Annotated in this window: 21 protein-coding genes and 1 tRNA gene; 20 read left to right on the top strand and 2 right to left on the bottom strand. The window is 68.5% G+C overall.

The features are described 5' to 3' along the window. Window positions 1-2 precede the first annotated feature (2 nt). The 18 genes from RN51_RS17720 to RN51_RS17635 all read left to right on the top strand — a co-directional run bounded on the left by RN51_RS17720 (window position 3) and on the right by RN51_RS17635 (window position 20,494). Window positions 3-1,961 (top strand): hypothetical protein, encoded by a 1,959-nt coding sequence (locus RN51_RS17720; protein WP_045265327.1) that lies wholly within the window; start codon window positions 3-5, stop codon window positions 1,959-1,961. Window positions 1,962-1,979: 18 nt separating this feature from the next. After that, window positions 1,980-2,900, top strand: a complete 921-nt coding sequence (fmt, locus tag RN51_RS17715; protein ID WP_045265326.1) for a methionyl-tRNA formyltransferase — start codon at window positions 1,980-1,982, stop codon at window positions 2,898-2,900. A 104-nt stretch (window positions 2,901-3,004) separates the two neighbouring features. Then, a complete protein-coding gene (locus tag RN51_RS17710; protein ID WP_045265401.1) occupies window positions 3,005-4,393 on the top strand; it encodes an RsmB/NOP family class I SAM-dependent RNA methyltransferase in 1,389 nt (462 codons plus the stop codon). Window positions 4,394-4,397: 4 nt separating this feature from the next. After that, on the top strand, window positions 4,398-5,078 hold the full coding sequence (gene rpe / locus RN51_RS17705; protein WP_045265325.1) for a ribulose-phosphate 3-epimerase: 681 nt from the start codon (window positions 4,398-4,400) through the stop codon (window positions 5,076-5,078). Next, window positions 5,075-5,338: a phosphoribosyl-ATP diphosphatase gene (locus RN51_RS17700; RefSeq protein ID WP_045265324.1), complete on the top strand. Its 264-nt coding sequence runs from the start codon at window positions 5,075-5,077 to the stop codon at window positions 5,336-5,338. Before rpe ends, RN51_RS17700 begins: the two co-directional genes overlap by 4 nt. Before the next feature lie 38 nt (window positions 5,339-5,376). Beyond that, a complete protein-coding gene (gene hisG, locus RN51_RS17695) occupies window positions 5,377-6,219 on the top strand; it encodes an ATP phosphoribosyltransferase (RefSeq protein WP_045265323.1) in 843 nt (280 codons plus the stop codon). Beyond that, window positions 6,219-6,980, top strand: a complete 762-nt coding sequence (gene hisF, locus RN51_RS17690) for an imidazole glycerol phosphate synthase subunit HisF (RefSeq protein ID WP_045265322.1) — start codon at window positions 6,219-6,221, stop codon at window positions 6,978-6,980. The genes hisG and hisF overlap by 1 nt, the downstream gene beginning before the upstream one ends. Beyond that, the gene (hisI, locus tag RN51_RS17685) at window positions 6,977-7,357 is read left to right on the top strand and encodes a phosphoribosyl-AMP cyclohydrolase (protein WP_045265321.1); all 381 of its coding nucleotides are present in this window, start codon (window positions 6,977-6,979) and stop codon (window positions 7,355-7,357) included. Before hisF ends, hisI begins: the two co-directional genes overlap by 4 nt. Then, window positions 7,354-7,941, top strand: a complete 588-nt coding sequence (locus tag RN51_RS17680; RefSeq protein WP_045265320.1) for a Trp biosynthesis-associated membrane protein — start codon at window positions 7,354-7,356, stop codon at window positions 7,939-7,941. Before hisI ends, RN51_RS17680 begins: the two co-directional genes overlap by 4 nt. Before the next feature lie 47 nt (window positions 7,942-7,988). Then, window positions 7,989-8,219 (top strand): HGxxPAAW family protein, encoded by a 231-nt coding sequence (locus RN51_RS17675; protein ID WP_045265319.1) that lies wholly within the window; start codon window positions 7,989-7,991, stop codon window positions 8,217-8,219. A 2-nt stretch (window positions 8,220-8,221) separates the two neighbouring features. After that, window positions 8,222-8,992 carry an indole-3-glycerol phosphate synthase TrpC gene (gene trpC / locus RN51_RS17670; RefSeq protein WP_197073291.1) on the top strand — a complete coding sequence of 257 codons (771 nt, stop codon included), beginning with the start codon at window positions 8,222-8,224 and terminating at the stop codon, window positions 8,990-8,992. Continuing rightward, window positions 8,992-10,260 carry a tryptophan synthase subunit beta gene (gene trpB, locus RN51_RS17665; RefSeq protein WP_045265317.1) on the top strand — a complete coding sequence of 423 codons (1,269 nt, stop codon included), beginning with the start codon at window positions 8,992-8,994 and terminating at the stop codon, window positions 10,258-10,260. The genes trpC and trpB overlap by 1 nt, the downstream gene beginning before the upstream one ends. Beyond that, window positions 10,257-11,060 carry a tryptophan synthase subunit alpha gene (gene trpA, locus RN51_RS17660; protein WP_045265316.1) on the top strand — a complete coding sequence of 268 codons (804 nt, stop codon included), beginning with the start codon at window positions 10,257-10,259 and terminating at the stop codon, window positions 11,058-11,060. Before trpB ends, trpA begins: the two co-directional genes overlap by 4 nt. A 10-nt stretch (window positions 11,061-11,070) precedes the next feature. Then, on the top strand, window positions 11,071-12,096 hold the full coding sequence (lgt, locus tag RN51_RS17655; protein WP_045265315.1) for a prolipoprotein diacylglyceryl transferase: 1,026 nt from the start codon (window positions 11,071-11,073) through the stop codon (window positions 12,094-12,096). A gap of 143 nt (window positions 12,097-12,239) precedes the next feature. Beyond that, on the top strand, window positions 12,240-16,763 hold the full coding sequence (gene gltB / locus RN51_RS17650) for a glutamate synthase large subunit (protein ID WP_156149224.1): 4,524 nt from the start codon (window positions 12,240-12,242) through the stop codon (window positions 16,761-16,763). After that, on the top strand, window positions 16,756-18,222 hold the full coding sequence (locus tag RN51_RS17645) for a glutamate synthase subunit beta (RefSeq protein WP_045265313.1): 1,467 nt from the start codon (window positions 16,756-16,758) through the stop codon (window positions 18,220-18,222). The genes gltB and RN51_RS17645 overlap by 8 nt, the downstream gene beginning before the upstream one ends. Before the next feature lie 57 nt (window positions 18,223-18,279). Further along, window positions 18,280-19,728 carry a pyruvate kinase gene (gene pyk, locus RN51_RS17640; protein ID WP_045265312.1) on the top strand — a complete coding sequence of 483 codons (1,449 nt, stop codon included), beginning with the start codon at window positions 18,280-18,282 and terminating at the stop codon, window positions 19,726-19,728. Between the two features lie 121 nt (window positions 19,729-19,849). Next, on the top strand, window positions 19,850-20,494 hold the full coding sequence (locus tag RN51_RS17635) for an esterase/lipase family protein (RefSeq protein ID WP_231579334.1): 645 nt from the start codon (window positions 19,850-19,852) through the stop codon (window positions 20,492-20,494). A gap of 51 nt (window positions 20,495-20,545) precedes the next feature. On the opposite strand, the gene RN51_RS17630 is transcribed toward RN51_RS17635, so the two are convergent. Beyond that, window positions 20,546-20,628 (bottom strand) — tRNA-Leu (locus RN51_RS17630). 101 nt (window positions 20,629-20,729) lie between these two features. On the opposite strand from RN51_RS17630, the gene RN51_RS17625 reads away from it, so the two are divergent. Beyond that, window positions 20,730-21,350, top strand: coding sequence for an ANTAR domain-containing response regulator (locus tag RN51_RS17625; protein WP_017830602.1), 621 nt, complete (start codon window positions 20,730-20,732; stop codon window positions 21,348-21,350). Between the two features lie 2 nt (window positions 21,351-21,352). Beyond that, the gene (locus tag RN51_RS17620) at window positions 21,353-21,928 is read left to right on the top strand and encodes a GNAT family N-acetyltransferase (protein ID WP_045265311.1); all 576 of its coding nucleotides are present in this window, start codon (window positions 21,353-21,355) and stop codon (window positions 21,926-21,928) included. On the opposite strand, the gene RN51_RS17615 is transcribed toward RN51_RS17620, so the two are convergent. Continuing rightward, window positions 21,903-22,331, bottom strand: a complete 429-nt coding sequence (locus RN51_RS17615) for a hotdog fold thioesterase (protein WP_045265310.1) — start codon at window positions 22,329-22,331, stop codon at window positions 21,903-21,905. The two genes, RN51_RS17620 and RN51_RS17615, sit on opposite strands and share 26 nt — an antisense overlap. Window positions 22,332-22,353: the final 22 nt, after the last annotated feature.

The raw sequence follows: 22,353 nt of genomic DNA, 5'->3' as shown, positions 1-22,353 counted from the left end.
TGATGCCTGCGGAGAGCCGGCGCATCGCGCGCGTGCTCCTCGATTCCCCTCTTCCGCAGCTCGATCGTCTCTTCGACTACGCGCTTCCCGCCGCGCTGGGGGACGTGCCTCTCGGCGTTCGCGTACGCGTGCCCCTGCGCACCGCCGGACGTGTGATCGACGGCTACGTCGTCGACATCGACGCGGAGGACGACGCCGACCGGGCGCTCTCGGAGGTCGAGAGCATCGTCTCTCCGGTGCCTGTGCTTCCCGAACGCCTGCACCGGCTCGCGCGTCGGGTCGCGGACAGGGCAGCGGGTTCGGCCTCCGACGTGCTGCGCCTCGTGATCCCCAAACGTCAGGTGCGTGTCGAGAAGGCCTGGACCGCCGATACGCCCGCCGAGGTCCCCGACGCCGATGCTCTGGCCGCGGCGGAGAGCACGGTCGATCTGTACGAGGGACTCGGCGCCGTGCTCGACTCCGCCGGTCGCGCCGCGGTCGAGGCGATTCCTCAGCTCGTCGACGGTGTGCAGGGGTGGGCTCGACTGCTGGCCGCGTCTGCGGCGCGGACGCTCGGCGCGGGCAGGTCATCCATCATCGTCGTCCCGGACAGCCGTGACCTCGATCGGCTCCTCGGAGCGCTCGAGGAGCTGGTCCCCGCCGGTGCGATCGTGCGTCATGACTCCCGGCAGAGCAACCCCGACCGTTACCGAGGTTTTCTGCGCACGCTCGAAGACGCACCGTGCATCGTCGTGGGCAACCGCTCGGCTGTCTACTCTCCCGTCGTCGCCGGCCTGGTCGCGATCTGGGACGACGGCGATCCGCTTCTCGGGGAACCGCTGGCCCCGTATGTGAATGCGCGCGACGCGGCGCTGTTGCGGCAGGAGCTGGAGGGTTCGTCGCTGCTCTTCGCCGGCCACACCAGGACGACCGATGTGGAACGACTGGTCGTCCTCGGCTGGCTGCAGGACGTCAGAGCCACGCGACGGGTACTTCCGCGAGTCGTCCTCAGCACGCCCCAGGAGATGGAGCAGCCGACGGCGCAGCGGATGCCTTCGTCGGCGTTCCTGGCCGCTCGCACCGCGGCGGCGGAAGGTCCGGTGCTCGTGCAGGCGTCCCGCCCCGGGTTCTCGCCCTCGCTGGTCTGCGCCGACTGTCGAGCTCCCGCCCGATGCGCCCACTGCGGTGGGCCACTCGGTGCCAAGCATCGCGGCGCCGTGCCGGTGTGCGGATGGTGCGGCCGCGGAGCCAGCGCATGGACGTGTCCTGCGTGCTCCTCGACGAAGCTCCGCCTGGCCTCCTCCGGCAGCGAGCGCACGGCCGACGAGCTGGGGCGCGCGTTTCCCGGAGTCAGGGTGATCGTCGCCGACGGCGCTCATCCGGTGGAGCGGGTTCCGGCGAAGCCCGCGCTCGTGGTCGCGACCCGTGGTGCCGAACCGATCGCCGATGGGGGATACCGCGCCGTCGTCCTGCTCGACGGGCCGAGGATGCTCCAAGCCCCCGACCTGAGGGTCGCCGAGTCCTGCCTGCGGTGGTGGTCGAACGCCGCCGCGCTGGCAGCACCCGGCGCTCCCGTCCACCTCGTGGGCGTGAACGGCGCGGCCGCGAAGGCGCTCGCGACCTGGAACCAGGCGGCGCATGCGCGGATGGAGCTGGAGAGCAGAGCACCTCTGCACATGCCCCCGACGACACGCGTGGCACTCGTGCAGGGGTCGGTCCCCGCTGTCGCGGATGCCCTCGCGGCCCTCAGCGATCTCGCCCTGCCCTCGGACGCCGTGCTCGGCCCCGTCCCGGTCGAGACCGACGACGTGCCTCCGCGGGTGCGTGCGCTCGTGCGCTTCGACTACGGCGCCGGAGCACGGGTGGCGACGGCCCTGCGCGCGGCGGTCGTCGCCGAAGCCGTGAGTGGTCGTCGCCGAAAAGGACGTGCCACCAAGAGCACGCTCTCCGTCCGCCTCGATATCCTCGAACCAGAGCTCTGACCCTTCCGGAGAACCTTCATGCGCCTCGTCTTCGCCGGCACGCCCGCCGCCGCCGTCCCCACACTCCGACGACTCGTGGAGTCCCACGACATCGCCGCGGTCGTCACGCGTCCCGACGCACCTCTGGGACGTCGTCGCATCCTGACCCCGTCTCCGGTGGCCCAGGCCGCTGCGGAACTGGGGCTTCCCGTGATCAAGACGGCGCGACTCGACGAGGCAGCGACCACGGAGATCTCCGCGCTCGGGGCCGACCTCGGGGTGATCGTGGCTTATGGCGGACTGGTGCGTGAGCCGCTGCTATCCGCGCCGAGGGCGGGGTGGATCAACCTGCACTTCTCCCTGCTGCCCGCCTGGCGGGGGGCCGCTCCGGTCCAGCGTGCCCTGATCGCCGGGGACCGAGTGCTCGGCGCGAGCGTCTTCCAGCTGGTCGCGGAACTGGACGCCGGCGATGTCTTCGCCATGCGCGAGGTCGATGTTCCCGCCACGGCCACCGCAGGGGAGGCTCTCGAGATCCTCGCCGCCGACGGCGCGGGGCTCATCGCCGGGGTGGTCTCGGGGATCGCGGAGGGCGCGGCGTCGTCGACACCGCAACAGGGCGAGCCCACGTTCGCGGCCAAGCTCACGCTCGCGGACGGATTGCTCGATTGGAGCCAGCCCCTCGACGCCGTGTTCGCGCGCTTCCGCGGTGTGACCCCGGAGCCGGGCGCACACACGACCGTCGCAGGTCAACCGCTCAAGATCCTCGAAGCCGCGCCGGCTCCCGACGCCGAGCCCCTCGCGCCGGGGCGTCTCCGCGGCACCAAGTCGGCTCTCCACATCGGCACCGCCACGGGGGCACTCGCGGTCACCAGGGTTCAGCCCGCGGGCAAGGGCGCCATGAACGCGGTCGACTGGTGGCGCGGTCTGCGTGGCGGCGACGAACTGGTGGCCGGATCATGAGCGACGAGCGACGGAACCGTCGAGGCGCACCAGCGAACGCCCGTCCGCGTGGCCCGCGGGGATCGGACGCGCATCGCGGAGGTCAACGCGGTCCCGTCCGCACCGTGCAGCCCGCGAGACGAGTCGCCTACGGCGTGCTGCGTGCGGTCTCCGAGACCGACGCCTACGCCAACCTCGTGCTGCCCTCGGCGATCGCCGAAGCGCAGCTCACACCCCAGGACGCTGCTCTCGCGACCGAGCTGACGTACGGCACGCTGCGCCGGCTCGGCACCTACGACGCGATCATCGCCGCCGCGGCTGGCCGCTCACCCGACAGCATCGATCCCGCCGTCCTCGACGCCTTGCGCCTCGCTGCGCATCAGCTGCTCGCCACGCGCGTGGCTTCGCACGCCGCCGTGAACGAGTCGGTGAACCTGGTCGCGACGGAGTCAGGGCGGGGAGCATCGAGCTTCGCGAACGCCGTGCTCCGTCGCATCGCACGGGACTCGGGCGAGCAGTGGCAAGAACGCATCGAGAGCGGCGCACGCTCCGACGACGAACGCCTCGCCCTCCGTTCCGCGCACCCGGTGTGGGTGATCCGTGCTCTGCGTCGCGCTCTCAGCGCCGAAGGGCGCGGCGAGGAGCTGGACGCTCTCCTCGAGGCCGACAACGCCTCGCCCGATGTCACGCTCGTCGCTCTCCCCGGGCTCGCCGAACCGGGGGAGCCGCGCCTGCCATACGCCCCGACGGCCTTCGCCTCGACCGGTGGCGACCCCCGCCGTGCCGTCGAGGCATCCGGGGGAACCGTACGTGTGCAGGACGAGGGCTCCCAGCTCGTGGCGTTGGCCCTGACCGGTGCCGCGCCCATCACACCGGGGGAGCGGTGGCTCGACCTGTGCGCGGGCCCCGGAGGCAAGACCGCACTCCTCGCCGCTGTGGCCCGCGAGCACGACGTCACACTGGAGGCGAACGAGGTCGTGCCAGTCAGGGCTCGTCTGGTGCGCAAGGCGTTGCGTGCCGTCCCCGGTGAGGTCGTGGTGCACGAGCAGGACGGCCGGGCCCTGGCCGCATCCCGACCGGGCGAGTTCGACCGCATCCTCGTCGATGCTCCGTGCACGGGCTTGGGCGCGCTGCGTCGACGTCCTGAGGCGCGATGGCGGAAGTCGCCGGCCGACGTCGCGGAACTCGTGCCGCTCCAGGTCGAGCTGCTGTCGGCCGCACTCGATGCCCTCGCTCCGGGAGGCATCGTCGCCTACGTCACATGCTCGCCTCATCTCGCGGAGACCACGGGAGTCGTGAAGGAGGTGCTCCGCGACCGCACAGACGTGCGTGAACTCGACGCGCGCACCGTCATCGCCGATGTCGCCCTCGCTCCGATCGACCTCGCGGAGGAGGGCAGGGCGGGTTCCGGCAGCGCGCAGCTCTGGCCGCACCGTCACGGGACGGACGCCATGTTCCTCGCGCTGCTGCAGCGCTCATCGACCGACGACACCTCATCCGGAAAGGAAGACTAGGACCGTGGAACTGCCTCGTGCCCCGCGCATCAACCCCAGCATCCTCGCCGCCGACTTCGTGAACATGCAGGCGGATCTCGCCAAGATCGCGACCGCCGACTTCGCGCACGTCGACGTGATGGACAACCACTTCGTCCCCAATCTGACGTTCGGTCCGCAGATGGTCGAGCGCATCCAGGCGACGAGTCCGATCCCGCTCGACGTGCACCTCATGATCACCGACCCGGAGCGGTGGGCACCCGAGTACGCCGAGATCGGCGCCGCGAGCGTCACGTTCCACCTCGAGGCCGCCGACGAGCCAGTGACTCTCGCCCGTCGACTCCGTGACATCGGTTCTCGAGCGGGTGTCGCGGTGAAGCCGGCGACACCGGTCGAATCGCTCTTCGAGATCCTCGACGAGTTCGATCAGATCCTCGTGATGACCGTCGAACCGGGCTTCGGTGGGCAGAGCTTCATGCCGGAGACGATGCCGAAGCTGCGTGCTCTGGCCGATGAAGCCCGCCGGCGTGGATCCCAGGTGTGGCTCCAGGTCGACGGCGGCATCTCCGATCGCACGATCGAGATCGCCGCCTCCGCTGGCGCCGACACATTCGTCGCCGGCTCGGCCGTGTACGGGGCCGAGGACATCGAGGCGGCCGTCACCCGGCTGAGAGACCTCGCCGGAGCCGCTAGCCTGGAAGCGTGAAGACTTTCGACGAGCTGTTCGCCGAGCTCAGTGTCAAGGCCGAGACCCGCCCTGCCGGATCGGGGACCGTGGCCGAGCTCGACGGCGGCGTGCACACGATCGGCAAGAAGATCGTGGAAGAGGCCGCCGAGGTGTGGATGGCATCGGAGTACGAGTCCGATGAAGCCGCCGCCGAGGAGATCTCCCAGCTGCTGTACCACGTCCAGGTGATGATGCTCGCGAAGGGCCTCAGCCTGCAGGACGTCTACCGACATCTGTGATGCGCTCCGTTCCGATCCCCTCGAACTGAAAGCCATCCATGCTGCGCATCGCCGTTCCCAACAAGGGCTCGCTCTCCGAGACCGCCGCCGACATGCTCGCCGAGGCGGGCTATGCCGGTCGTCGTGACCCCAAGACCCTGCACGTGATCGACGCCGACAACGACGTCGAGTTCTTCTTCCTGCGCCCGAAGGACATCGCCACCTACGTCGGCTCCGGCGCGATCGATGTCGGCATCACCGGTCGTGACCTCCTGCTCGATGCGCGGATGCCCGGTGCCCGCGAGATCGAGGCGCTGGGATTCGCCGGCTCCACGTTCCGCTTCGCCGCGCCGACCGGACGCTACACCGACGTGAGCGAGCTCGACGGGCTCCGCATCGCGACGTCGTACCCCGGCCTCGTGGACGCATTCCTCGACGAGCGCGACATCGCCGTCGACCTGGTGCCGCTCGACGGCGCAGTGGAGTCCGCGGTCCGTCTCGGCGTCGCCGACGCTGTCGCCGACGTCGTCGAGACCGGCACGACGCTGCGCCAGGCCGGGCTCGAGGTGTTCGGTCCCGTGATCCTGGAGTCGGAGGCCGTGCTCATCGCCGGGCCCGAGGATGCCGAGGGGTCGGAGACGCTCCTTCGTCGCCTCCGGGGCGTCATGGTCGCTCGACGTTTCGTCATGATCGACTACGACCTTCCGGTTGCTCTGCTGGACGACGCCGTGAAGATCGCCGGGGGCGTGGAGTCGCCGACGGTCTCGCCGCTGCGCGACCCCGAGTGGGTGGCCGTGCGGGTCATGGTGGCTCGTTCCCGGGTCAATCCGGTGATGGACGCTCTCTACGCGCTGGGTGCACGGGCCATCCTCGTGACCGCGATCCACAACGCGAGGCTCTGATGACTCTCGCGAGCCGTGTCATCCCGTGTCTCGACGTCGCCGATGGGCGTGTCGTCAAAGGGGTGAACTTCGAGAACCTGCGCGACATGGGCGACCCCGTCGAGCTCGCCAGGCACTACGCGGCGCAGGGCGCGGATGAGATCACCTTCCTCGACGTCACCGCCACGGTCGACGCGCGCGCCACGACGTACGACGTCGTGCAGCGGACGGCGGAGCAAGTCTTCGTGCCGCTCACCGTCGGCGGGGGAGTGCGCAGCGTCGACGACGTGGCCCGCCTTCTCTCCGTCGGCGCGGACAAGGTCGGCGTGAACTCGGCCGCGATCGCGCGCCCGGAGCTGATAGGCGAGATCGCCGACCGCTTCGGTGCGCAGGTGCTCGTGCTCTCGCTCGACGTGAAACGCGCCGGGACGACCCACTCGGGCTTCGTCGTCACGACGCACGGCGGCCGCACGCAGACCACCCTCGACGCCCTGGACTGGGCGCGGGAAGCGGCCGAGCGCGGAGCGGGCGAGCTTCTGGTCAACTCGATCGATGCGGACGGCACCCGTGACGGCTTCGACCTTGAACTGGTGGGCCTGATGCGCGAGGCGGCCTCGGTGCCGGTGATCGCCTCCGGTGGTGCCGGGAAGGCGTCGGACTTCGCACCCGCGATCAAAGCAGGCGCCGACGCCGTCCTCGCCGCCAGCGTGTTCCACACCGGCGCACTCACGGTCGGCGACGTCAAGGACGCGCTTCGCGCGGAGGGGGTTCTCGTCCGATGAGTGACGCGGAAGCACAGACGACATCCGTCGACGAGCGCATCGCGCAGGTCGCCTTCAACGCAGACGGTCTCGCGCCTGTCATCGTGCAGCAGTGGGACACGCGCGAGGTGCTGATGCTCGCCTGGGTCGACGCCGAGGCTCTGCGACGCACCCTGACCTCGGGGCGTGCGACGTACTGGTCCCGCTCCCGTCAGGAGTACTGGCGCAAGGGCGACACGTCCGGGCACATCCAGGTCGTGCACGAGGCGCGGCTGGACTGCGACGGCGATGCGATCCTGCTCCTCGTGGCCCAGACCGGCCCCGCCTGCCACACCGGCACGCGCACCTGCTTCGACACGAACGACCTCGAGGCCGTCACCGGAACGGATCGGTCATGAGCCTCGCGAAACGCGGTCGCGCTCTGTCCGTCTCCGGCTTCCTTCTCGCCGGGGCGATCGGCATCATCTCGTCGACGCAGACCTGGCTGACCGTCGAACGCGCCGACGCGGGGGAGGCGATCCTGGTCCCGGGTGCATCCGCGCTGGTCCTCCTCGCGCCGCTCAGCCTGGCGGTGCTCGCTCTCGGGGCCGCACTGTCGATCGCAGGCAAGGCGGTGCGGCTCGTGTTCGGCGTGCTCGCGGCAGCGACAGCCCTGTTCCTCGGCTGGTCGACACTCCAGCTGCTGCTCTCCGAACCCTTCGACGCCGTCGGGGCCACGGTGACCGAGGTGACTGGACTCGCCGGCGGTGTGGCGGTCCACGAGGTCGTGGCGAGCATCGTACCGTCCGCCTGGCCGTACATCGCCCTGGTCGGCTGGGCGATCCTACTGGCCGCCTCGGTCGTGGTCTTGACGACGTGGCGTGGCTGGAAGGCCGGGGGACGCCGGTACCGGACGGACCACGTCGAAGTCCCGCATGACGGGCCCGTCGATGCGGTCGATTCCTGGGACGAGCTGTCCCGGGGAACCGATCCGACGCGCTGACCCCGATAGACTGAATCCGAACCGCACGTCGTCCCCCGGAGGAGAACATGACCAACCCGATCGCCGATCCCGGCCACGGACACTCGCCTGCCGCTTGGACCGCTGTGGTCATCATGCTGGTCGGCGTCGCCGCCGCCACGGTCGCGTTCTGCTTCGAGCAGCCCGCCCTCGTCATCGCCTCGGTCGCGCTCGTCCCGATCGGCGCGATCGTCGGCTGGGCGCTGGCGAAGGCCGGTTACGGCGTGAAGGGTCCGAAGTACGCTCCGAAGGCGCACTAATGGTGCTCGCCGACCTGACGGCCGGCGCTGTCGCAGACGCCGAGCGTCGCGCCCTGTCGCGGCCGCTGGCCGCCCTCGAACGAGATGCTCTCGCCCGCCCTGCGGCGAAGGACGCGCTCTCGTTCCTCGCCCCCGCGGATCGCGTGAAGATCATCGCAGAGGTCAAGCGTGCCAGCCCTTCCAGGGGCGCTCTCGCAGAGATCCCCGATCCCGCCCTTCAGGCTTCGCTCTACGAGACGGGCGGGGCATCCGCGATCAGCGTGCTCACGGAGGAGCGTCGTTTCGGAGGCAGTCTCGCCGACCTCGAGGCGGTCACCGCGCGTGTGTCGCTCCCGGTGCTGCGCAAGGACTTCATCGCGACCCGGTACCAGGTGCTGGAGGCGCGAGCCGCTGGCGCCGACCTGGTCCTGCTGATCGTCGCCGGGCTCGAACCCGATGTGCTCCGTGATCTCTTCGGCTTCATCGGCGAGCTGGGCATGACGCCCCTCGTCGAGACGCACTCCGCAGAGGAGCTCGAGGCCGCGATCGATCTCGGCGCTCCGCTGATCGGTGTGAACGCCCGTGACCTGAGGACGCTCGAGCTCGATCGCGATCTGTTCGGGCGTCTGGTCGAGCGCATCCCCGACACGGCGGTGAAGATCGCGGAGTCGGCGGTCCTGACGCCCGCAGACGTCGTGCATTACCGTTCCGCGGGTGCCGACGTCGTGTTGATCGGCGAGGCGCTCGTGACCGGCGACCCCGTCGCCACCCTCAAGAGTTTCCTGGAGGCATGATGAGCCTGCGCGACCAGCACGGCCCCTTCTTCGGTGAGTTCGGCGGACGGTTCATGCCCGAGTCGCTCATCGCGGCGATCGACGAGCTCACTGTGGCCTACGAGGCCGCGATCGTCGACCCGGCGTTCCGTGACGAGCTCGCGCATCTGCTCAGCTCCTACGCCGGACGCCCCTCCGCGATCACCGAGGTCCCGCGTTTCGCCGAGCATGCCGGCGGCGCGCGGATCTTCCTCAAGCGTGAAGACCTCAACCACACCGGCTCCCACAAGATCAACAACGTGCTCGGCCAGGCGCTGCTCACCAAGCGCCTCGGCAAGACGCGGGTGATCGCGGAGACCGGTGCCGGGCAGCACGGTGTTGCGACGGCGACGGCGGCAGCGCTGTTCGGTCTGGACTGCACCATCTACATGGGAGAAGTCGACACCGAGCGGCAGGCGCTCAACGTGGCCCGCATGCGGCTCCTCGGTGCCGAGGTGGTCCCGGTGACGTCCGGCTCGCGCACGCTCAAGGACGCGATCAACGACGCCTATCGCGACTGGGTGGCCTCGGTAGAGACCACCAACTACATCTTCGGCACGGCGGCGGGTCCGCACCCGTTCCCCGCGATGGTCCGCGACTTCCAGAAGATCATCGGGGAAGAGGCCCGCGCGCAGCTGCTCGACGAGGTGGGACGGCTTCCCGATGCGGTCATGGCCTGCGTCGGCGGGGGCTCCAACGCGATCGGCATGTTCGACGCGTTCCTCGACGACGAGGGCGTCCGACTCTACGGCGTCGAGGCAGCCGGCGACGGTGTCGACACCGAGAAGCACGCGGCGTCGATCGAGCGCGGTCGCCCCGGCGTGCTCCACGGCGCGAAGACCTACGTCCTCCAGGATGCCGACGGCCAGACGATCGAGTCCCACTCGATCTCGGCCGGTCTCGACTACCCGGGTGTCGGCCCCGAGCACTCCTGGCTCGCCGACATCGGCCGAGCCGAGTACATCCCGGCCACCGACGACGAGGCGATGCAGGCGCTGCGTCTGCTCAGCCGGACCGAGGGCATCATCCCTGCCATCGAATCCGCCCACGCTCTCGCCGGAGCACTGCGCATCGGTCGCGACCTCGGTCCCGACGGCTTGATCGCGGTCTGCCTGTCCGGTCGCGGCGACAAGGACATGGACACCGCGGCCCGCTACTTCCAGCTCTACGACGAGGCCGCACTGGCCCACGACGTCGAGCAGGAGAGCGAACAGGAAGAACGCGTCGCGAAGGGGGAACCGCAGCTGTGAGCCGCGTCGAACAAGCCATCCAGCGCGCGCAGGACGCGGGCCGCAGTGCCTTCGTCGGTTACCTGCCCGTCGGCTTCCCCGATCTCGAGACGAGCATCCAGGCAGCCATCGCCCTCGCCGAGAACGGCGTCGACATCATCGAGCTCGGTCCGCCCTACAGCGACCCGGTGATGGACGGCGCGATCATCCAGGAAGCGACCACCAAGGCTCTCGCCGCGGGCTTCCGGATGGCCGACCTCTTCACGGCGATCCGTGCGATCACGGCGGCCACCGACGTCCCGGTGCTCGTGATGACCTACTGGAACCCTGTCATGCAGTACGGGATCGATCGCTACGCCGATGACCTGCTCGCTGCGGGCGGCGCCGGCCTCATCACTCCGGACATCACGCCAGACGCAGCAGGGGAGTGGATCGCCGCCAGCGAGCGGACCGGCCTCGACCGCGTGTTCCTGGCGGCACCGACCTCCTCGGATGAACGACTCGAGCTGGTGGTGAAGTCCTCCACCGGTTTCGTGTACACGGTGTCGACGATGGGCATCACGGGGGAGCGCGCCGAACTCGACCGCGCTGCCCGCACCCTTGTCGGACGCCTGCGGGCGCATGGAGCCCACCGCGCCTGCGTCGGCATCGGCATCTCCACCGCCGAGCAGATCGCCGGCGTCTCCGAGTACGCCGACGGCGCCATCGTCGGCACGGCGCTCGTCCGCGCTCTGCGTGACGGCGGAGTTCCGGCCCTCGCAGAAGTCACCCGAAACCTGGCCTCCGGCACCTCGTCGGCACGCCCCGATCACGAGAACTAGAATCGCACTCATGTCACTCGCGCTCCACAGCATCTTCACGAACGTGCTCGCCAGCATCCCGAGCCCCACGGTCTCGTACTTCGACCTCGGGCCGGTCCGGATCCACTTCTATGCGCTGTGCATCATCGCCGGCATCATCGCCGCGACGTTCCTGACCAACCGCCGCCTCACCAAGCGAGGAGCGGAGCCGTGGGTGGTGATCGACATCTCGATCCTCGCGGTGCCGCTGGCGATCATTGGTGCGCGTATCTTCCACGTGCTCACCCACCCGAACGACTACTTCGGCGAGGGCATCAACACCTGGAACCCGTTCCAGCCCGGTTCGGTCTGGGCCATCTGGGAGGGTGGGATCGCGATCTTCGGCGCGCTCATCGGCGGTGCCGTCGGCGCGTATCTCGGGTGCCGCTGGACGGGCATCCGCTTCTGGACCTTCGCCGACGCGCTGGCGCCCGGTCTGCTCCTGGCACAGGCCATGGGCCGTTTCGGCAACTGGTTCAACAACGAGCTCTTCGGGCTCCCCACCGATCTGCCGTGGGGGCTGGAGATCCCGTCCACAAACTCGGCCTTCCCTCCGGGACTTCCCGAGGGCACCCTGTTCCACCCGACGTTCCTCTACGAGGTGATCTGGAACGGTCTCGGCGTCATCGTGCTGCTGTGGCTCGGGCGCAAGCTCTTCTTCCAGTGGGGCCGCCTCTTCGCGATCTACCTCATCTGGTACAGCGCCGGTCGCATCCTGTGGGAGTCGATCCGCATCGATCCGAGCGAGATCATCCTGGGCCTGCGCAGCAACGTCCTTGCGGCCATCATCGGTGTGCTCATCGGTCTCGCGATCCTCATCGTGCAGACGCGTCGTCACCCCGGACTGGAGCCGTCGCCGTACCAGCCGGGCCGCGAACGGACCGACCCGGACGCTGTTGTAGAATCGCAGGACAATACCTCTGACTTCGTAGACGTGAGCGAGCCTCCGGCCGAAGAAGTCACCGCAGGAGCCACCGCCACAAGCACTGCTCCCACGAGCGAGGACGGCTCTCGATAACGCCGCCTCGTAGCGGGAGAACCATTGCACTGAACGAGCGGGCCGACGTCGTCCCCGGGTTTCACTCGAAGATCTGAGGACGGTAACTGGTGTACTTCCAGCCCCCTTACGGCGCCTCCGGCGCATACCCCCCGAAGCAGGGCATGTACAACCCGGCGTTCGAGAAAGACGCCTGCGGCCTCGCCATGGTCGCGACCCTGCGCGGCGAAGCCGGGCATGACATCATCGCGTTGGCCCTCGAGGCCCTGCGCAACCTGGAGCACCGCGGAGCCATCGGCTCGGACGCGGGCACCGGGGACGGCGCCGGCATCCTGACGCAGATGCCCGATGCGTTCCTCCGCGCCGTGGTCGGCTTCGAACTGCCGCCGGTGGGGGAGTACGCCGCCGGACTGGCGTTCCTGCCTCGCGATTCCAGCGAGCGCCGCCAGCAGAAGGCCGGCATCGAGAAGATCGCCCGTTCCGAGGGGCTTCGCGTCCTCGGCTGGCGTGAGGTGCCCACCGCGAACGAGAACCTCGGAAAGCTCGCCGACGAAGCGCGTCCCGCCTTCGAGCAGCTGTTCGTCAGCGCCGGCGGGGCGACACACTCCGACGCACCTCTCACGGGCATCGCGCTCGACCGCGTCGCCTACCGTCTGCGCAAGCGCGCCGGCCACGAACTCGGCGCCTACTTCGTCTCCCTCTCGGCTCGCACCCTCGGCTACAAGGGCATGGTCACGACCCTGCAGCTCGAGCCGTTCTATCCCGACCTGCAGGACGAGCGCTTCGCCTCGGAGCTCGCGGTGGTCCACTCCCGCTACTCGACGAACACGTTCCCCTCCTGGCCTCTCGCGCAGCCGCTGCGCATGCTCGCCCACAACGGCGAGATCAACACGGTCGGCGGCAACCGCAACTGGATGCGCGCCCGCCAGTCGCAGCTGGAGTCCGAGCTCCTCGGTGACATCGCTCCGCTGCTCCCGATCTGCACCGATGGCGCCAGTGACTCCGCCTCCTTCGACGAGGTGCTCGAGCTGCTCACGCTGACCGGCCGCAGCCTGCCCCACGCGATCATGATGATGGTGCCGGAGGCCTACGAGAAGCAGGCCGACATCTCGCCGGAGCTGCGCTCGTTCTACGAGTACCACTCCAACCAGATGGAGCCGTGGGACGGACCTGCTGCTCTCATCTTCACGGACGGCACCCTCGTCGGGGCGACCCTCGACCGCAACGGTCTGCGCCCTGGACGCTGGACGGAGACCACCGACGGACTCGTCGTCATCGGGTCCGAGACCGGCGTTCTGCACTTCGAGCCGGAGCGCATCAAGCGCCGCGGTCGCCTGCAGCCGGGCAAGATGTTCCTGGTCGACACGTCGCAGCGTCGGATCATCGAGGACAGCGAGGTCAAGCGCGACCTCGCCACGATGCATCCGTGGCAGGAGTGGCTCGATGCCGGTGCCGTGCGTCTGGCCGAGCTTCCGGAGCGCGAGCACATCGTGCACCCGCCGGCGTCGATCACCCGTCGTCAGCGCACCTTCGGCTACACCGAGGAGGAGGTCCGCATCCTCCTCACTCCGATGGGTCAGACCGGTGTCGAACCGCTCGGTGCGATGGGATCGGACACGCCGATCGCCGTACTCAGCAAGCGTCCTCGGCTGCTCTTCGACTACTTCACACAGCAGTTCGCGCAGGTGACGAACCCGCCGCTCGACTCGATCCGTGAAGAGGTCGTCACGAGTCTCAAGCTGGGCCTCGGCCCGGAGAGCAACCTGCTCGCCTGGGGTCCCGAGCACACCCGCACGGTGTCTCTCGACTTCCCGGTGATCGACAACGACGAGCTCGCGAAGATCCGCCACATCGACAAGGCCATGCCCGGTCGGTCGAGCGCGACGATCCGCGGCCTGTACCACTTCGATGCCGGTCCCCAGACGCTCGCTGACCGCCTCACCGAGATGTGCGCCGAGGTGGACGAGGCCATCGAGAACGGTGCCGAGTTCATCATCCTGTCGGACCGCGACTCGAACAAGGATCTGACACCGATCCCGTCGCTGCTCATGGTCTCGGCGATCCACCACCACCTCATCCGGCGCGAGAACCGTATGAAGGTCGGTCTCATCGTCGAAGCCGGAGACGTCCGCGAGGTGCATCACGTCGCGACGCTGATCGGCTACGGAGCTTCGGCCGTCAACCCGTACCTCGCGATGGAGACGGTCGAGCACCTCGTGCGCACCGGCTACATCACCGGTATCACGACCGAGAAGGCCGTCAAGAACCTGATCTACGCGCTCGGCAAGGGCGTGCTGAAGATCATGTCGAAGATGGGCATCTCCACGGTGTCGTCGTACGCGGGGGCTCAGGTCTTCGAGGCGGTCGGCCTCAGCCAGGAGTTCATCGACGCGTACTTCACCCGCACCGAATCGAAGCTCGGCGGTATCGGCATCGAGGAGATCTTCGCCGAGAACCAGGCGCGGCACGACTACGCGTACCCCGAGGACGCGGCGGCCCGTGCGCACGAGCGACTCTGGACGGGCGGCGAGTACCAGTGGCGCCGCGACGGCTCCCCGCACCTGTTCAATCCGGAGACGGTGTTCAAGCTGCAGCACTCGACTCGCACGCGGCGCTACGACATCTTCCGCGAGTACACGAAGCTCGTCGATGAGCAGGCCGCCGAGCTGAAGACGCTGCGCGGACTGTTCACGCTGCGCACCGGCACCCGCAAGCCCGTGCCGCTGGACGAGGTCGAGCCGGTCTCCGCCATCGTGAAGCGATTCTCCACCGGCGCGATGAGCTACGGCTCGATCTCCAAGGAGGCGCACGAGACGCTCGCTGTCGCGATGAACAGCATCGGGGCGAAGTCGAACACGGGTGAGGGTGGCGAGGACCCCGACCGTCTGGTCGACCCAGAGCGTCGCAGCGCGATCAAGCAGGTCGCATCGGGACGGTTCGGGGTGACGAGCTTGTACCTCACCGAGGCGGACGACATCCAGATCAAGCTCGCCCAGGGTGCCAAGCCCGGCGAGGGAGGTCAGCTGCCGCCGACCAAGGTGTACCCCTGGGTCGCGCGTACCCGTCACGCCACGGCCGGTGTGGGACTGATCTCCCCGCCGCCGCACCACGACATCTACTCGATCGAAGACCTGAAGCAGCTGATCTTCGACCTGAAGAGGGCGAACCCCGAGGCTCGCATCCACACCAAGCTGGTGAGCCAGTCGGGCATCGGCGCGGTGTCGGCCGGTGTCGCGAAGGCGCTGAGCGACGTGATCCTTGTCTCGGGTCACGACGGCGGAACAGGTGCGAGCCCGTTGAACTCGCTGAAGCACGCCGGTACGCCGTGGGAGCTCGGGCTCGCCGAGACGCAGCAGACACTCATGCTCAACGGCATGCGCGATCGCGTCGTGGTGCAGGTCGACGGCCAGCTCAAGACGGGTCGCGACGTCATCATCGGTGCGCTGCTGGGCGCGGAGGAGTTCGGTTTCGCCACCGCTCCGCTCGTCGTCAGCGGCTGCATCATGATGCGGGTCTGTCATCTCGACACCTGCCCCGTCGGAGTCGCCACCCAGAACCCTGTCCTGCGCGAGCGTTTCACGGGCAAACCCGAGTTCGTCGTGAACTTCATGGAGTTCATCGCCGAAGAGGTGCGCGAGCTCCTCGCCGAACTCGGCTACCGCTCCATCGACGAGATCGTCGGACGTGCCGACCTCATCGAGGTCAACGCGGCAGTCGAGCACTGGAAGGCCGAGGGTCTGGACCTCAGCCCGGTGTTGGAGGGCCCGGCCTTCCCGGCAGGCGAACCGCGTCGCAGCGGCCGCGCCCAGGACCACGAGCTCGAGAAGCACTTCGACGTGCAGCTGATCGACATCGCGAAGGGGGCGCTGCTCAACGGCGAACCCGTGGTGGTCGAGCTGCCCATCGCCAACACCGAGCGCGCCGTCGGAACCATGCTGGGCCACCAGGTGACCTCCCGGCACGGAGCCGCCGGTCTGCCGCAGGGCACCATCGACGTGACTCTGCACGGAACCGCCGGCCAGTCCCTCGGGGCGTTCCTGCCGCCGGGGATCGTGCTGCGGCTCGAGGGTGACGCCAACGACTACGTCGGCAAGGGACTCTCCGGCGGTGACATCACCATCCGTCCTCCGCGCGGTGCCACGATCGCTCCGCACGAGAACGTGATCGCCGGAAACGTGATCGGCTACGGCGCGACGTCGGGCACGATGTTCATCTCGGGTGTCGTCGGCGAGCGTTTCCTCGTCCGCAACTCGGGTGCGACCGCTGTGGTCGAGGGCGTGGGCGACCACGCCTTGGAGTACATGACCGGCGGCCTCGCGGTGATCCTCGGTTCGACCGGACGGAACTTCGGCGCCGGGATGTCCGGGGGAGTGGCCTACGTGCACGCCCTCGACACCAGCAAGGTGAACGCGCAGTCGCTCGGCAGCGGCGAGCTGCTCCTCGAACCGCTCGACCGCGCGGACCTCGAAGTGCTGCGGAGCCTGCTGGTCACGCACGTCGAGCGCACCGCCTCTCCGCGGGCTGCGGGTCTTCTCGAGAACTTCGAGGAGGCCGCCGCAGAGTTCGTGAAGGTGCTCCCTCGTGACTTCGCAGCCGTGCGGAGCATGCGCGAGGAAGCGCTGGCCGAGGGGATCGACCCCGACGGCGACATCGTGTGGAACCGCATCCTGGAGGTGACCGGTGGCTGACCCCAAAGGCTTTCTGAAGGTGACCGAGCGGGAGCTTCCCGCACGTCGCCCCGTTCCCGTGCGCATCATGGACTGGAAAGAGGTCTATGAGCCTGGCGACAAGCAGGTCCTGCGTCGTCAGGCCGGACGCTGCATGGACTGCGGTGTGCCGTTCTGCCATCAGGGCTGCCCGCTCGGCAACCTGATCCCGGAGTGGAACGACTTGACGTGGCGGGGCGAGGGCCGCGCGGCGATCGAGCGCCTGCATGCGACGAACAACTTCCCGGAGTTCACCGGGCGGCTGTGCCCCGCGCCCTGCGAGAGCTCGTGCGTGCTCGGCATCAATCAGCCGGCGGTGACCATCAAGCAGATCGAGGTCTCGATCATCGACGAGGCCTTCTCGAAGGGCTGGGTCGAGCCGGAGCCGCCGGAGCGCCTCACGGGCAAGACCGTCGCGGTGGTGGGCTCCGGTCCAGCCGGACTCGCAGCAGCGCAGCAGCTGACCCGCGCCGGACACACCGTCGCCGTCTTCGAGCGTGACGACCGGATCGGCGGACTGCTCCGCTACGGCATCCCCGACTTCAAGATGGAGAAGACGCAGCTCGAGGCCCGTCTTCGTCAGATGCAGGAGGAGGGCACGCGCTTCCGCGCCGGCGTCGAGATCGGCAAGGACATCTCCTGGCCCGACCTGCGTGCCCGGTATGACGCGGTCGTCATCGCCACGGGCTCCACGGTCCCGCGCGACCTCGCGATCCCCGGTCGCGACCTCGACGGAGTCCACTTCGCCATGGAGTACCTCGTCGAGTCGAACCACGCGGTGGCGGGCGACGAGGTCACGGATCAGATCAGCGCCGAGGGCAAGCACGTCATCGTGATCGGCGGTGGCGACACCGGGGCGGACTGCATCGGCACCGCGCACCGGCAGGGCGCACTCAGCGTCACCAACCTCGCGATCGGCAAGCAGCCGGGCGACACGCGTCCCGACCACCAGCCGTGGCCGATGATGCCGACGCTGTTCGAGGTCTCTTCCGCTCACGAAGAGGGCGGAGAGCGCGTGTTCCTCGCCTCCACCGTCGAGTTCCTCGGCAACGACGTCGGCGAGGTCCGTGCTCTGCGCGTGGCCGAGACGGAGTTCGTCGACGGCCGGCGTGTGCCCAAGAGCGGCACCGAGCGGGAGATCCCGGCCGATCTGATCCTGATCGCCATGGGCTTCACCGGACCGGAGCAGGAGGGCTACACCGAGGAGACGCTTCCGCAGGTGACCGATCGGGGCGCATTCCGCCGCGACGCCTCGTACGAGTCGACAGTGCCGGGTGTGTTCGTCGCGGGAGACGCCGGGCGTGGACAGTCGCTCATCGTGTGGGCGATCGCCGAGGGCCGTGCGGCGGCTGCCAACGTCGACCGGTTCCTGATGGGGACCACCGTGCTCCCGGAGCCGGTGCGGCCGAGCGATGTCGCGATCGGTCTCCAGCCCGCGTAGGCTGAGGCCGGCACCGTCGCCTGATTCACATCCCCCACTTCTACCCTGGAGAAATCTTTGAGACGCGCGAAAATCGTCGCCACCCTGGGCCCCGCCACCTCTACGTATGAGACGGTGCGCGCACTGATCGATGCGGGGGTGGACGTCGCTCGACTGAACCTCAGCCACGGCGACTACTCCGTGCACGAGAACAACTACGCCAACGTGCGTCGTGCCGCCGAGGACGCTGGTCGCCCCGTCGCGATCCTCGTCGACCTGCAGGGTCCGAAGATCCGCCTCGGCAAGTTCGAAGGCGGACCCTACGAGCTCGCCAAGGGTGACATCTTCAAGATCACCACCGAGGACATCATCGGCAACAAGGAGATCTCGGGAACGACGTTCAAGGGGCTCCCGCAGGACGTCAAGCCCGGAGACTTCCTCCTGATCGACGACGGCAAGGTCCGCGTCGAGGTCGTCGAGACCGATGGCGTGACCGTCACGACCAAGGTCGTCGTCGCGGGAGCAGTCTCGAACAACAAGGGCATCAACCTGCCCGGTGTCGCCGTGAACGTCCCCGCGCTGAGCGAGAAGGACGAGGAGGACCTCCGTTGGGGTCTGCGCATCGGCGCCGACCTGATCGCGCTGTCCTTCGTGCGCAACGCCGCCGATGTCATCCGCGTCCACGAGATCATGGCGGAGGAGGGCGTCCGCGTCCCCGTGATCGCCAAGGTCGAGAAGCCGCAGGCGGTCGACGCGCTCGAGGAGATCATCGACGCGTTCGACTCCATCATGGTCGCCCGCGGTGACCTGGGTGTGGAGCTGCCGCTCGAGGCCGTGCCGATCGTGCAGAAGCGCGCCGTCGAGATCGCGCGCCGCATGGCGAAGCCGGTCATCGTCGCGACTCAGATGCTCGAGTCGATGATCAACAGCCCGGTGCCGACCCGCGCCGAGACCTCCGATGTCGCGAACGCCGTGCTCGACGGCGCCGACGCGGTCATGCTCTCGGGTGAGACCAGCGTGGGAGACTACCCGGTCGTCGTGGTCGAGACCATGGCGCGCATCATCGAGTCGACCGAGGAGCACGGCCTGGAGCGCATCGCGCCGCTCACGGCCAAGCCGCGCACGCAGGGTGGTGCGATCACCCTCGCCGCTCTCGAGGTCGCCGAGTTCGTCGACGCGAAGTTCCTCTGCGTGTTCACGCAGTCCGGCGACTCCGCGCGTCGCCTGTCACGTCTGCGCTCCCGCATCCCCATGATCGCGTTCACCCCGGAACCCGGGATCCGTCGCCGCATGGCGCTGACGTGGGGCATCCGCTCGGCGCTGGTAGACATGGTCCAGCACACCGACCTGATGTACCACCAGGTCGACGAGTACCTGCTCGGCAACGGTCTGGCCGAGGAAGGGGACAAGGTCGTCGTGATCTCCGGTTCCCCTCCCGGAATCGTCGGATCCACGAACGACCTTCGCGTGCACAAGGTCGGCGATGCGATCCGCGGTGCCGCGCCGATCTACAAGGCCGGCGTCTGACGGACATCATCCAGAGGGGGTGGGACTTCGGTCCCGCCCCCTCTGTCGTACGTATCGGGTAGCTTTCAGGGATGGACCTGCGTCGTCGTCGAAGGAGCTCATCATCGGCGCGCTGAGGAACGTGGGGTGGTGGATCGCCGACTACGCGTATGCGGGGTACTGGCAGGTCCGTGCAGCATTCGACCGCACCGATCCGTCTTCCTTCAGTTCGGGGTCGAATGCTCCGATCGTCGTGCTCCCCGGAGTGTACGAGACCTGGCGGTTCCTGCAGCCGCTCGTCGTGGCGATGCATGAACGCGGGCACCCGGTGCACATCGTGGACGCGCTCCGCCGGAACGAGCGCCCGGTGACCGAGATGGCCGCGGTGGTGGCAGCGTTTCTCGAGGAGCGCTGGCTCGAAGACGTGATCCTCGTCGCGCACAGCAAGGGCGGCCTTGCGGGGAAGAGCGTGATGACCGGTCCGGCGGGCACGCGCGTGCGGTCCATGCTCGCGATCGCCGCACCGTTCGGCGGGTCCCGCTACGCACGACTGATGCCGTCCAGAACGCTTCGTGCGTTCTCTCCTGGCCACCCGTCGATCGTGAGCCTCGGGCGGCAGTCGACGGTGAACCAGCGGATCGTTTCGGTCTACGCCGCGTTCGACCCGCACATCCCCGAGGGGAGCGAGTTGGCCGGTGCGAAGAATGTGCGCCTCGAGACGGGTGGGCACTTCCGGATCCTCGCCCATCCGCGAGTTCTCGCCGAGCTGGCGGTGCTCGCAGAGTAGCCGATCATGGGCGCGCGTCGATCACGCTGCGGTCGACTGATCGATGTTGTGTGCCGGCGGTGGGACTCGAACCCACACGCCCTTTCGGACAAAGCATTTTGAGTGCTCCGCGTCTGCCATTCCGCCACGCCGGCTCGTGTGTCGCGTCTACGACTTTAGCGCAGCGGAGCGGGCATGATCGTCCGCGCCGAGCGCCTGAGGCCTGTAGACAGGGGCGCTCCACTAGGATGGGTGTGTGACAGAGCAAGAAGAGCAGGCTGAGCAGCCCACGTCATCCGCACCCCGACGCGTCGTCGTCGCCGAAGACGAGTCGCTGATCCGTCTCGACATCGTCGAGATCCTCCGCGACAACGGCTTCGATGTGGTCGGCGAGGCCGGTGACGGAGAGACCGCGGTCGCTCTGGCCACCGAACTGCGTCCCGACCTCGTCATCATGGATGTCAAGATGCCTCAGCTCGACGGCATCAGTGCGGCCGAGAAGCTGCACAAGGGGAACATCGCTCCGGTCGTGCTCCTGACGGCGTTCAGCCAGAAAGAGCTCGTCGAGCGTGCCAGTGAGGCCGGTGCCCTCGCCTATGTGGTGAAGCCGTTCACGCCGAACGACCTCCTCCCGGCCATCGAGATCGCACTGGCCCGCCACGAGCAGATCATCACGCTCGAGGCCGAGGTCGCCGACATGGTCGAGCGCTTCGAGACCCGTAAGCTCGTCGACCGGGCCAAGGGTCTGCTCAACGAGAAGATGGGCCTGAGCGAGCCCGAGGCGTTCCGCTGGATCCAGAAGGCATCCATGGACCGTCGTCTCACGATGCAGGACGTCGCGAAGGCGATCATCGAGCAGCTCGCTCCCAAGAAGTAGCGGTGAGCGCCGGACCCTTCCGGCTCGATTCCGAGCACATCCTCAGGCCGGTGCGCCTGGGCGATGGAGCAGCGCTCTCCCGTGCCTATCTGGTGAACCGCGAGCATCTCGCGCCGTGGGAGCCGACGCGCTCGGAGACCTTCTTCACCGTCGCCTCGCAGGAGGAGCACGCGCGGCAGTGCGTGGACGACGCATCCGCTGGGCGGAGCGTCCGTTTCGTGATCGAGTCCGAGGACGGCGAGATCCGCGGACGGATGAACGTCAACAACATCGTCCGCGGTGCGTTCTGGAGCGCAGATCTCGGCTACTGGGTCGACGCGTCGCGCGTGCACCGTGGGCTCGCGAGCCGTGCGGTGGGGTGGATCATCGAGCACTCCCGTACCGAGCTGGGGTTGCATCGACTCCAGGCGGCCACGCTGCTGCACAACCTCGGCTCGCAGCGTGTGCTGCTCGGAAACGGATTCGAGCGCATCGGCATGGCCCCGAAGTACCTGCGCATAGCGGGGGAGTGGCAGGACCATCTGCTGTTCCAGCGCCTGCTGGAGGAACCGCTCAGCGCGCGGCGGGAAGGTCCTTGATCATGTTGGTGATGCGGATGGTCGAGCACCGACGCCCCTGATCATCGTTCACCGCGATCTCATGCACCGTGATGCTGCGACCCAGATGCACCGGGGTGCAGACGCCGGTGACGACGCCCGAGGTGGCTGAACGCGTGTGCGTCGCGTTGATATCGACGCCGACCGCGAGCCGTCCCGCCCCGGCGTGCAGATTCGCGGCCATCGAGCCGAGGGATTCTCCGAGGACGACGTAGGCCCCGCCGTGCATGAGCCCGACCGGCTGGGTGTTGCCCTCGACCGGCATCGTCGCGACACAGCGCTCGACGCTGAACTCGACGAACTCCATGCCCATCTTCTCCGCCAGAGCACCCATTCCCCGGGCCGTGGCCCACTCGAGTCCCTCGCTCATCGCGACATCGCCCATGCATCCTCCTCAGCGGGTGTCC

It is taken from the genome of Microbacterium oxydans (genome assembly GCF_000956405.1).
GTDB lineage: Bacteria > Actinomycetota > Actinomycetes > Actinomycetales > Microbacteriaceae > Microbacterium > Microbacterium oxydans_C.
This window is presented reverse-complemented; position numbering and strand designations above follow the sequence as displayed.